Origin of the sequence: Providencia sp. PROV130 (assembly GCF_028482225.1) — a bacterium.
Lineage (GTDB): Bacteria > Pseudomonadota > Gammaproteobacteria > Enterobacterales > Enterobacteriaceae > Providencia > Providencia rettgeri.
Map to the genome: position 1 here is coordinate 19799 of NZ_JAMPQC010000010.1, position 11737 is coordinate 31535.

8 protein-coding genes are annotated in these 11737 nt (G+C 40.3%); 4 read left to right on the forward strand and 4 right to left on the reverse strand.

Annotated features, from left to right (window positions below):
• The first annotated feature begins 207 nt into the window (after positions 1-207).
• Together PSF28_RS07495 and PSF28_RS07500 are read left to right on the forward strand one after the other, a co-directional pair.
• A complete protein-coding gene (locus PSF28_RS07495) occupies positions 208-2331 on the forward strand; it encodes a TonB-dependent receptor family protein (RefSeq protein ID WP_272684845.1) in 2124 nt (707 codons plus the stop codon).
• A gap of 18 nt (positions 2332-2349) precedes the next feature.
• Positions 2350-3495: an ABC transporter substrate-binding protein gene (locus PSF28_RS07500; RefSeq protein ID WP_272665024.1), complete on the forward strand. Its 1146-nt coding sequence runs from the start codon at positions 2350-2352 to the stop codon at positions 3493-3495.
• Between the two features lie 74 nt (positions 3496-3569).
• On the opposite strand, the gene PSF28_RS07505 is transcribed toward PSF28_RS07500, so the two are convergent.
• The 3 genes from PSF28_RS07505 to PSF28_RS07515 are packed head-to-tail and all read right to left on the reverse strand — an operon-like array spanning position 3570 to position 7558.
• Positions 3570-5390, reverse strand: a complete 1821-nt coding sequence (locus PSF28_RS07505; protein WP_272684846.1) for a CocE/NonD family hydrolase — start codon at positions 5388-5390, stop codon at positions 3570-3572.
• A 4-nt stretch (positions 5391-5394) separates the two neighbouring features.
• The gene (locus tag PSF28_RS07510; RefSeq protein WP_272683316.1) at positions 5395-6810 is read right to left on the reverse strand and encodes a YfcC family protein; all 1416 of its coding nucleotides are present in this window, start codon (positions 6808-6810) and stop codon (positions 5395-5397) included.
• A gap of 25 nt (positions 6811-6835) precedes the next feature.
• Positions 6836-7558 carry an IclR family transcriptional regulator gene (locus tag PSF28_RS07515; RefSeq protein WP_004910559.1) on the reverse strand — a complete coding sequence of 241 codons (723 nt, stop codon included), beginning with the start codon at positions 7556-7558 and terminating at the stop codon, positions 6836-6838.
• Positions 7559-8025: 467 nt separating this feature from the next.
• On the opposite strand from PSF28_RS07515, the gene PSF28_RS07520 reads away from it, so the two are divergent.
• Positions 8026-9006: a Gfo/Idh/MocA family protein gene (locus tag PSF28_RS07520; RefSeq protein ID WP_272684847.1), complete on the forward strand. Its 981-nt coding sequence runs from the start codon at positions 8026-8028 to the stop codon at positions 9004-9006.
• A gap of 38 nt (positions 9007-9044) precedes the next feature.
• Here PSF28_RS07520 and PSF28_RS07525 read toward each other — a convergent pair whose 3' ends face one another.
• Positions 9045-10694 (reverse strand): alpha-keto acid decarboxylase family protein, encoded by a 1650-nt coding sequence (locus PSF28_RS07525; protein WP_272684925.1) that lies wholly within the window; start codon positions 10692-10694, stop codon positions 9045-9047.
• Positions 10695-10818: 124 nt separating this feature from the next.
• Here PSF28_RS07525 and PSF28_RS07530 point away from each other — a divergent pair, with 124 nt between their 5' ends.
• Positions 10819-11712, forward strand: coding sequence for a LysR family transcriptional regulator (locus PSF28_RS07530; protein ID WP_272684848.1), 894 nt, complete (start codon positions 10819-10821; stop codon positions 11710-11712).
• The last annotated feature ends 25 nt before the right edge of the window (positions 11713-11737 follow it).

The window sequence follows — 11737 nt, forward strand, 5'->3', positions numbered from 1 at the left end:
CGTTAAGTAATATGCTCCGAGGGGAAATTTTCCCTCGGATTTTTTAGTTTTCTTCAGTGCTTTTCATTCTAAATCAAAAACAATAACCCTTTATATAATAAGGAATTAAGCTAGAGTAATTTCAAAATAAATAGTAAATTAAGTTGATTATCTGTAATGATTCTAATTATCATTATTGCTCTTAATCTCCTTTGTTACGTATCCCTTATGAATTTAAAAACTAGCAAGTTACTAATACCATTAGCAATTTCAGCTGCATTAGCGCCTTATCATGTTTTCGCTGTTGAAAATTCAAAAAATGATCAGATTACAGTTACAGGTAATTGGCTTGAAAATACTGAAGATGGTGAGGTGGTATTTAATCACCCAGGTGCTCGGACAGTAAGATCTCAACAGCAAATTAAAGAATTAGGCAGTGAAACCATTGGGGATGCTTTAAAAGGGATCCCAGGGGTGCAGGTACGCGAAAGTAATGGGACAGGGGGGAGCGATGTTTCCTTAAATGTAGGGGTACGAGGGTTAACCTCACGTCTTTCACCGCGTTCAACGATTTTACTCGATGGTATGCCACTAGCCGCTGCGCCTTATGGTCAACCTCAATTGTCGATGTCACCATTATCACTAGGTAGTATTGAATCTATTGATGTGATCCGTGGAGGGGCTTCTGTGCGTTATGGACCACAAAATGTGGGTGGTGTAATTAACTTTGTGACTAAGCCTATTCCGAAAAACTTTTCTGGGGGTGTTTCGTTACAAACTCAAGGAGCTAAAACGGGTGGGTTAAAGACATTGGTGGATGCGTCCGTAGGGGGTTCAAAAGCGGATGATTCAGCGGGAGCGCTATTGCTGTATTCAGGGTTACACGGGCAAGGCTACCGTAAAAGCAATGATAATACTGATATTGATGACCTGATTTTAAAAACCCGTTATGCCATAACAGATAACGACGAGCTACTGGCTAATTTTCATTACTATCATGCGATGTCAGGTATGCCTGGAGGGTTGACTCAAGCGCAATATAATACTGACCCCTTCCAATCAACACGGCCTTATGACCGTTTTGAAGGCAATCGACAAGATATGTCATTGAAATACAAACATGAAGAAGATGACAAGCAATTTGAGTTAATGACATGGTTTAGTAAAAGTTATCGGGGTAGTTACATAGAAAGTGACCACAAAGATAAAGCCAATGAAAGACGCTTAGTTTCTTACCCTCGCCACTATACCGCTTATGCCATTGAGCCTAGCTACTCACAATTATTCCGTTTTAATGATATTTCACACGAAGTGACAGTGGGGTATCGTTATTTAAATGAGACCGCAGACGAAAAAGCTTACCGTTCAAATTGGTACCAAGCGGGCACTCAAAGTTCGCGGCCGAGTACCAATGATTATTATCAACACACATCGGGTGGAACAGAAGCCTATGCGATTTATCTTGATGACACGATTGATGTCGGTAACTGGACTATCATTCCGGGTATTCGCTATGAAAACATTAATATTCATTTAAATGATAGCTTTAAAAACCAAAATAGAAGTAAGCGATATAGCGAACCACTTCCTGCGTTAGCCGTGATCTATCATATTGATGATGAATGGAAACTATTTGCTAATGCGAGTACGTCATTCGGCAGTTTACAGTATTTCCAGTTGAATACTAAAGGGGTAGGGAATTCCCCTGCGAATGGGTTAAGTGCAGAAAAAGCACATAACTATGAAGTGGGGACTAAATACGATAATACAGCGCTATCCCTTGAGGCGACCTTATTCTATATCGACTTTGATGACCAACTACTTTATGTTGAAAATACAACGGGTTGGACAAATCTGGGCGCCACGACTCACCAAGGTGTGGAATTGGCTGCAAGGTATAACCTGTCTGACCTGAGCGATAAATTGGAGGGTATCAGCGTATACAGCACCTATACCTACACGAAAGCGGTCAGTAAAAAAGGTGACTTTGCCCATAAAGATTTACCGTTTTATTCACGGCAGATCTTTACCGCAGGTAGCCGTTATGAAACGGGGAATTGGGTATGGAACTTAAATACCTATGCGCAATCTACCCAAGAATCGCCAGGGACATCAAGCCATTATGTAACAAAGCCCAGTGCGGATGGTCGATACGGAACAATCCCCGGTTATATGGTATGGGATGCACGAGGTGAGTACCATTTTGGTAAAAGTTTGTCTGATTTAACGCTATCAGCTGGTATTAAAAATCTTTTTGATCAAACCTATTTTACGCGTTCTACGGATAATAATTATGGTATCTATGTGGGGCAGCCAAGAACTTACTATGTTCAAGCATCTGTAAAATTTTAATAAATACAAGGCAGAACAATGATAATGAGAAAACTTATCAATATATTCGTGCTGGTTCTTGGTACGGTTAGCCTACTATTTTCAGCTAGTAGCTTATCTGCACCTATCACGGTGAAGGATATTGCGGGTAGGGACGTAACCGTCAATGCGCCAGTATCTCGAGTGATGCTGGCAGATAGCCGTGTCTTAGTTGCGCTGAATATATTACATCCACAAGAACCACTAAAAGGGATTATTGCTTGGGATGATGCGTTAATAAAAAAAGCGCCTGACCTGAGTGTGGCTTATAGCAAAAAATTCCCAGAATTAAGCAAGATCCCTGTTTTCCCAAACCCGTATACAACGGACTTTAGCGTTGAGAAAGCGTTGGTTGCACAGCCAGATTTACTCATTTTTGATATTGGCTTAAAGAGTAAGCTCACAGAAAGTGGCACTCTATCATTATTGGAAAAAAGTGGCTTACCTGTCATTTTTATCGATTTTAGACAATATCCACTGAAAAACACTTTGCCGAGTATGACGTTATTGGGCCAAGTATTTGGTGAGGAACAACAAGCGCAAGCATTTAATCAGTTTTACCAGCAAAAGTTAGACTTAATCCGTTCAAGAGTGGCTAAACTTAGTCAAGAGCAACGCCCAAGCGTATTTATTGAACGAGCCGCTGGTATCCAAGGGGAAGATTATTGCTGTAAAACGTTTGGTAATGGCAATTTTGGTGAATTTGTTGAAACCGCTGGTGGAAATAACCTCGGTTCCCAATGGTTCAGTATTGGAATGGGGGGGGAAATCAGTGAAGAACAACTGATTCACAGCAACCCAGACTACTATTTAATGACGGCAGCAGATTGGGATAACACTCGTAAAGGTAGTGCTTCTGTACCACTAGGTTATACCGGAAATAAACAAACTTCTTTGGCTAGACTGAATAAGCTAATGGATCGCCCTAAATTTCGTTCATTATCTGCTTTCAAAAACAAGCAAGTATTGGCGCTCTATCAGCAATATTATGATACGCCATTCAATATTATTGCAGTGGAAGCAATTGCAAAATTCATCCATCCGGAGCTGTTTGCAGACCTTGATCCGCAAGCGGATAGCGATTACTTACATAAAACGTTCACTGCCTTAGACGGTGATGGTGTGTTTTGGGTTCAAGCGCAATAATTATCTTCTCATGTAGCCCGCTTTAGTGCTGTTGGCAGCTAAAGCGGGCAAATAGTTTATTAGCTAATAAGAGTTTAAGCTTCGTTGATCACTGGCAAAATAATTTTTGACGGGTGCTCACTAGAAAAATGTAGGCTATTACAGGCTATTTTCCACGTTCTGTCACCTGCGATAGTTTTACCCGTATTTGTATTGAAGTCATACTTAGGGAAGTTGCTACTGGAAATATCTAATCGGATACGGTGTCCTTTTGCGAAACGATTTGCACAGGCAAAGGGCTTAATTCTCACTTCGACAATTTCATTCGGTGTTAATAATTCCTTTTTCTCATATCCATGCCGAAAACGGCAGCGAATAATGCCATCTGTAATATTCATGGCATATCCTTGTGGGTAATCGGCACTAGGTGGGTAAACATCAATAAGCTTTGCAGTAAAATCCGTATCTAAAGCATCACTACTGATCCAAAGCGACACCTCTATTTCACCGGCTAAACAGACATCTGTTTGCAATTCTTCGGTTTCGAAAACTAAGACATCACTACGTGCAGAAAGAGGTAGGTTATTTTGTTTGCTACCAAAAAATTGCGGTAATTCACGTTGGTTAAAAGCTCCTCCCCAAAATATCGGTTGGCCTGAAGTTAAGGCGCCGCCAATGGTAGGGATTGGGTGCTTAGGGTCATAACAATAGGATATTGAGGCTGTTTTAGTGTAGGGGTGAAGAGATAATTTGTTATCTGGCCACAAATAATATGCAGTTTTTTCAGTATTTGCTAAAGGCCATTGATGGCAGTTAAGCCATTTTCCACCATGCTCTATACGCCCTTGTCGGTTACGTTTACCGCTTCCACCACCCATCATAAATATCGTTACATCTTCATGATTGTTTTTGGAATTTTCATTTTTTAAGTGGGCTTCAAACCAGTTCAACCGGCAAGAAAGCCAACTTTCACTGACATTGTTATCAAATGCGGCGATATCACCGAACTCTGCGTCACCACTATGAGTGATATTGCGGTCACCATGGAGCCAAGGGCCCATGATTAATTTTTGAGGTGATTGTTTTTTAGTAACAAATGCATGATAGTTATCTAATGTTGAACTGACATAGGCATCATACCAACTGGACATGAATAATACTGGGATATCAGGTATTTGGTCATAGTAACCTTCAGCATAGATGCCTATTTTCTGCCAATAATCGGAAAAACACTCTTCCTCCCATTGTTCAAATAAATACGATTCATATTCAGGGACGTGATTCAGCAATGTTTGTCCTTGATACCATGGCATTGTTGTGAACCATTCATGGATATTTTCTTGTTCGAGTGCAGTTAAAATATCGGGAGATTGCTGGGCGAGTGGGCTTAGTTTAGCTTGTTTAAATGCCCAAGTAGCTTGTTTGAGTTCAAAAGCGCCTCCTTGACGGATCCCACATTGATAGGCGTTGGCAAATCCACCGGAATCCAGCACCATCGTGTGTAAGCCTGGTGGGTTTAGACACGCCATTGCTAATTGTGTATGCGCGGCATAAGAGAGGCCCATTGAACCTATTTTGCCATTACACCAGGGTTGTTCCATAATCCATTGTAATGTATCAAAACCATCTTCGGCTTCATTAATATATTTTGTGAACTTTCCTTCGGACTCATAGCGTCCACGGCAATCTTGATACACAACAATAAAACCATACTCATTGAAGTATTTCGCCATTTCTTGGCGTGTTATTTGCTGGCCTGATACTGTTTTTTCCGAACGAGAAGGTGCGCTCTTATCATAGGGGGTTCGCTCTATAATAACGGGAAAAGACGCAGTTGATTGAGTTTGTGGAAAGTAAGCATCGGTAGATAGCATTATTCCATCACGCATTTTTATCCGGTAATTCTTCATATCCATCTTATTAATACCCTATGGTCACGGCGATAGTCAGTAAGCCGATACTGATTGCCATAAAAATTAAAAATAGCGGTAAAATATACTTCGCCCAAGTAGTCCAACTTACGCCTGCCGTAGCTAAGAAGATTAATAACCCACTGGATGTTGGTGTGATCATGTTAGTCAGCCCATTACCCATTAAAAATGCAAAAACAGTTGTTTGAGGGGAGACACCAGAAATTTCACCAACGGGGCCTAAAATTGGCATTGTGACAGCGGCTTGCCCAGAAGTAGATGGAATGGCAATGTCTAATAATAGTTGAGAAATAAACATGCTATATGATGAAACATAAGGACCGTGATTACCGACTAATCCAACTAATTGATGAATAATGGTATCGAGAATTTTACCTTGAGAAAGAATAATTTCGACCGCAGTCGCTAACCCAATTAACACCCCTGCGATAAGGACTTTTTTCATTCCACTGACAAATGCGTTAGCAGCGGCACTTGCGGTTAAACCACTACAAAAAGTTAAAATGACACTTAAGAATAAATAGTAAGCAGATAAATCATTATTTTTCCAATGCCAGCGATTAGAGGCATAGACTAAAAATGCAACACCGATAGCTAAGACAATTAACATAAGTTTATGGCGATGGGTTAATCGTGTGGCTTGATTATGTTCTTCAACCACATAGCTTGTGAGTGTCGTTTTACGAATGCTATAGAAAACAAATAAAATTCCGAGTGTAATAAAAATAAGGTACGCCGCAATTCGCATACTTAAACCACTAAAAACTGGTAAACCAACAAGCGGTTGTGCTATAGAAAGCGCATATGGGTTGGTGATGGAGGCGAGGTATCCTACCTTAACTGCAATCGCTACAATGGCAAGCCCAATAAGTTCATTCAAGCCAACGCGTTTCACTAAGGCAATAACCATGGGAATAACTAAAAGATACTCTTTGGCTAACCCCATAAAGGTACTTCCCATGGAAAATACAATCATTAAGAAAGGGATCAACAAATAGATATTGCCTCGGGTGACGTGAAGCAATCGTTCTAACCCTGATTCTATTGCCCCTGTTTTATTGAGAATTCCAAACATTCCTCCGATGAATAGCACCATATAAATAAGCGGTGATTGTTTAACAATTCCTTCGGGGATCGCTTTAAACAGTTGAGGTAAACTGACGGGCGCGGCAGTACCTTCTGCTGATTTTTCAGTGCCTAATAATTGCTCTAACGTGATGTCTTTAGTAATAGTTTGGTAAGAGTCAGGAATGACTTTTTTGCCATCGCGCTCATATTGGCCTGAATTAACAAAATAAGTCATTAAAAAGGCAATGATAACAATAGTTAACATTACTAAAACTGGGTTCATTTGCCAGCCTGGTGGTGACGATGGAGTTTGTATGGTGTTGTTTGTTGGTTGCATGGTGTTGTCTCTTTTATTGTATTAATTATGAGTCGTAACCGAGCTGCCTTGATATGCGTAAAGCAGACAGAAGCAGTTGTTCAGTCATATCTTGTTCTTTTTCATCAGAAAAACGGCTTAGTGGTAAGCTAATGCTCAGTGAAGCAATGCATTCCCCGTGTTGTGAAAAGATAGGTGCGGCAATAGCACCGATACCTGCGGTTAATTCACCTCGGGTAATGGCAAAACCTTGTGAGCGTATGGTGGCAATTGATTTTTCAATTGAGGGATTCTTTTCAATAAAATGTGCTTGAACATCTTTAGGGGAGTAAGCCAATAGTACTCTGCCTGACGCTCCAGATCCTAACGGTCGGCGATTGCCAGCTTCACTGCGTACTTGAAGTGATTGCCCTGATGGCTTATGAAGAACTTGTAATATTTCACCGTTGTCACGTATACGCATTTGAATGTTTTCATCAAAACGTTGACGAAGTTGCTCTGCTTCAACTTCCGCGACTTGGATATAGTTTATTTGCTGGCGAGCGCAATTCCCCAAGCTTAATAATTGATGGCCTAAATGATAGGTCACTGGATTTTCATTTTTTTGCACGAAATGACGGTTTTCTAACGTGCATAATAAGCGGTATACCTTGGATTTATTCATACCAGATAAGCGTGCAAGTTCACTTAATCCAAGATTGTTTTTTTCACCTAATAGCATCAATAGCAATAAAGCATCATCAACGGCAGTGACAATATTCTCTTTCATCTCAACCTCGACTGGTTTATACAGTAAACCATTGGTTTATTTAATAAAATTAGCATGGAGAATAATAAAAAATGATTCAAGAGAGTTGTTAATAAATTGTGAGGTGAGTTAGGGTTTTAAAAAGGTTTCTGCCAGTGAAAAAAAAGAGAAATGAAATATTTATAAGATAAAACAATTGGTTACATAAAACATAAAACGAGAAAGTTTTGATGGGAACATGAATAGAAATTATTGTAAATGGAAAGCTAGTCGTCATTTATGGTGGTTATTTGGTTCACCTAGTGAAATTGATTCGTACACCAGTAATAAATAAAAGAACCTCCAGCGAAAAAATACGTCGTTTTTATTGAATTTTTAAGAGGAAAAATTCGGAAATGGTAGAGGTTATCAAAAAAGCATCGAAGGCATTTCTTAAATAATGAGCCTTATGGCAGAATGAAATTCACTTTTCTTAATGGATAACAGAGATGAAACTAGCGCTGGTCGGTTCTGGAAAAATAATCATGTCGGCCCTTGATGCTTTAATACAGGTGCAGGGGATAGAGCTAGTCGCACTGTGTGTTCGGGCGGAAAGTATTGAAAAGGGGCAGGATATTTGCCAACAATTTGGTATAGCAAAGTTATATACTGATTATCAAAAGTTGTTACAAGACCCGGATGTTGAGGTGATATACATAGGTTTGCCAAATCATTTGCATTATCAGTATACCTTTGATGCATTGATGGCTGACAAACATGTGGTATGCGAAAAACCGTTTACACCAAATTGGCAACAGTTGCAGGCGTTAATTTCCATTTCACAGACTAGGGGGCTTTTTTTGTTTGAAGCCATTACGTCTATTCATACCCCTGAATTTCATTTTATCAAGCAACATATTGATAAAATAGGTGAAATCAAAGTGATTCACGGTAATTATTCCCAATATTCAAGTCGATACAATGACTATTTGCAAGGCCGTATTCATGCCGCTTTTGACCCACAGCAAGCAGGTGGCGCTCTCTATGATATTAATCTATATAACATTTATTTGTTATCGGCCTTGATGGGAGCACCCGATAGTAGCCACTATATTTGTAATAAAGGGTTTAATGGAATTGATACATCAGGGGTACTAACGGCCCATTTTGAGCATTCAGTTGCATCGTGTGTGGGAGCGAAAGATTCGGCGAGCCCCGGTTACTTTATTATTCAAGGTACTAAAGGGCATATTTGTATCACGGGAGCCCCAAGCCTGTGCCAGTCAGTTGAGGTTTGTATTGATGGGGAATTATCCAGCGTATCTCGGAATGCAACAATCAATCATATGGTCTATGAGTTTGCATTCTTTCGTGAGCAAGTCGCCAGTAAAAACCGTGCTAAATGCGATGAATTGCTTGAATTAGCATTAATTGTCTCAAAAATATTGCATCAGTCACGAGACGATGTAGGGCTGGTATTTGAATCATAAAGACATTGGCAGCGCAATGGCTGCCATAATTTGTCAATCTAATATGAATATAAGGACGCGACTGATTTCCCCAGTTTTTCAGCAAGCTCAGATGCTGCATATCTGTCCATAACTACCTCAATATAGGCCGCATGGTTCGATAGTTCGGCCTGCTTAATCGCATTGTCTAATTCATTGCAGTTGGTAACACGCTGACAATACCAATCATTACAACCTAATGCGGCGGGAAGCTGTGCATAATTCCATTGGGGTAAGTCGTTGTAATAGGCTTCAGGGTTTTTACACAGAAGTCGTTCAATTAAATAGCCATCATTATTTAGGACGAAAACAATCGGTTTTAAACCAAAGCGGGCAAACTGGCTAATTTCTTGGGCCGTGAGTTGGTGAGAACCTTCCCCAGTCACTAAAATAACTCGCTTCTGTGGCTCCGCAATTGCTGCACCAAAGGCTGCAGGAGTAGCCCAGCCGATAGATCCCCATAATGTTTGATTGTGAAATTGTGCATTTTCAGGTAATAAAGCAAAACCTAACCCCATAGATGCTGTCCCCGTTTCTGCAATAATAATGTCGTCCTTACGGAACATTTTTTCTAGGCGAGGGTACAAATATGAGGCGGTAATTTGGCCATTTTCACCTTGCTGTGGTGATCCTAATCCTTGAGCTTTGAGCCCAACATGATTAAGTGAGGGCGCAAGTTCTTTTAATTTATCTAACACATCTTTCATCAATACATTCGGGTAGATAGCGGAACCCACTTTCACATGGTCAGAAAGAATGTTAATACAGCTTTCAGGGGCAATCGTTGCGGTGAAGCTACCGGAGTTGAAGTCCGTTAATACTGCACCGATCCCCATAACACAGTCACAACTCTCGACAAATTCTCGCAGATCAGGGTTCATTAGTTTTCCATTATAAATCCCCATATATTGAGAGTTCGATTCGCTTAATACCCCTTTATCCATAAACATGGTGGCATAAGGCAGGCCAGTTTTCTGAATAATAGCCTCAACATCAGTCGTTAAGCCGAAACGAGCCGTTAAAATCCCAGGAATAATGCAGGCTTTTGTACTCGATGTGAGCTTTTCGACAATAGCGGTAACCGCAGCTGATAATGACTTGCTATGACTTTTATTTATAGTGATAGTTTCAGGTGTTTCATCTGCTTTAATAGGCATAACAGCGTAGTCAGAAGGGAAACCTAAATAAACGGGTCGAGATTCTTGTAAAGCGGTTGTAATTAAACGTTCTGTTTCGACAATACAATTTTCAGGCGTTAAAATGGCGTGAGCACAGCTTACATGTTGGCTCATTTTATAAAATACATCGAAATCACCATTTCCTAGGGTATGGTGAACTAAACGGTGGTTTTTTTGAACTCCGCTTGCTGGCATACCAACAAGATGAAAAACGGGAAGATGTTCGGCATAAGCGCCGGCAATACCATTTAAAGCACTGAGTTCGCCGACACCAAAAGTGGTTGATAACGCCGCAGCACCTTTCACACGAGCATAACCATCCGCAGCATATGAGGCATTGAGTTCATTGCAGTTACCAATCCAGCGCATATTTTCACTTTCACATACTGCATCTTCAATAGGAAATGCGTAGTCACCAGCAACACCAAAAATATCGTGAATACCGATTTGGTAAAGTTGATCTAATACGTACTCGATAACCGTCTTATTCATCATGCTGATCTCCATTAATTGCCTAGCTAATAATTCTAAGTTGAATTATTTTTATCGTTTATTATGCTTTAAAGGAAATCACTTAAACTCATTCTATCTATAACTAAAAATCATAGGGGGCGAAATGGACATTCGTTCATTACGTTATTTTGTTGAAGTTGTGCAGCTCAATGGTTTTAGCCGCGCGGCAGAAAGTTTATTTGTCACGCAACCAGCGATTAGCCGCAGTATTAAAAAATTAGAAGATGAACTTGGTTATACTTTGCTGATTAGGGAAGTCGATGGCGTTAAATTAACAGAGGAAGGCTATATTTTATTGGCTCATGCGAAGCAAATCCTTTCACAGTTTGGCAGTATGAAAAAAGCGTTACTGGAAAGGTCAGGCCCTATATCTGGAGTACTACCCGTGGGGCTACCACCCGTGATAGCATCGACCTATTTTGCTGATATTATTATGGCTTTTAGCCAACGTTATCCACAGGTGGAACTGAAAATTCTTGAGTTGGGTACGCGCAAAATGCGTGAGGCAATGTTAAATGGCGAAGTTGAAACTGCAGCTGTGATGTTACCATTTGCAGATGACCACTTTGAAGTACACCCTTTTTCAACCGACCGATTAATACTATTGGTCAGCAATCAGCATCCACTCGCAATACGTGAATTTGTTAAATTTAGTGAAATAGCCGATGAGCCTTTTATTTTCTTTTCTGATGATTTTCTAATTAATGAACTTGTTGTTAGTGCTTGCGGTGTTTATGGTAAAAAACCCACTATTTCTGGGCGCAGTAGTCATTTAGATTTGGTGACTGCTATGGTAAGAGCCGGGGTAGGGATAACGCTACTTCCGGACAGTATGTGGCAGAACACCAGTTCAGTGGGATTATCCGTTATTCCAGTTATTGAGCCAACATTGGCTTATGACATTGCTTTAGCGACAGTAAAAAATCACCACCAAAGCCGTCGTGCACAAGCATGGCATGATTTGGCTTTGGATATGTTAAGAATAAGAAAAGAGTAAGCGAGGCTTACATAAAATTTGATAC

Excerpts from the sequence above, each read along its gene's own strand:
- PSF28_RS07495 (WP_272684845.1), top strand. The coding sequence starts at position 208 with ATGAATTTAAAAACTAGCAAGTTACTAATACCATTAGCAATTTCAGCT.
- PSF28_RS07500 (WP_272665024.1), top strand. The coding sequence starts at position 2,350 with ATGATAATGAGAAAACTTATCAATATATTCGTGCTGGTTCTTGGTACG.
- PSF28_RS07505 (WP_272684846.1), bottom strand. The coding sequence starts at position 5,390 with ATGGATATGAAGAATTACCGGATAAAAATGCGTGATGGAATAATGCTA.
- PSF28_RS07510 (WP_272683316.1), bottom strand. The coding sequence starts at position 6,810 with ATGCAACCAACAAACAACACCATACAAACTCCATCGTCACCACCAGGC.
- PSF28_RS07515 (WP_004910559.1), bottom strand. The coding sequence starts at position 7,558 with ATGAAAGAGAATATTGTCACTGCCGTTGATGATGCTTTATTGCTATTG.
- PSF28_RS07520 (WP_272684847.1), top strand. The coding sequence starts at position 8,026 with ATGAAACTAGCGCTGGTCGGTTCTGGAAAAATAATCATGTCGGCCCTT.
- PSF28_RS07525 (WP_272684925.1), bottom strand. The coding sequence starts at position 10,694 with ATGAATAAGACGGTTATCGAGTACGTATTAGATCAACTTTACCAAATC.
- PSF28_RS07530 (WP_272684848.1), top strand. The coding sequence starts at position 10,819 with ATGGACATTCGTTCATTACGTTATTTTGTTGAAGTTGTGCAGCTCAAT.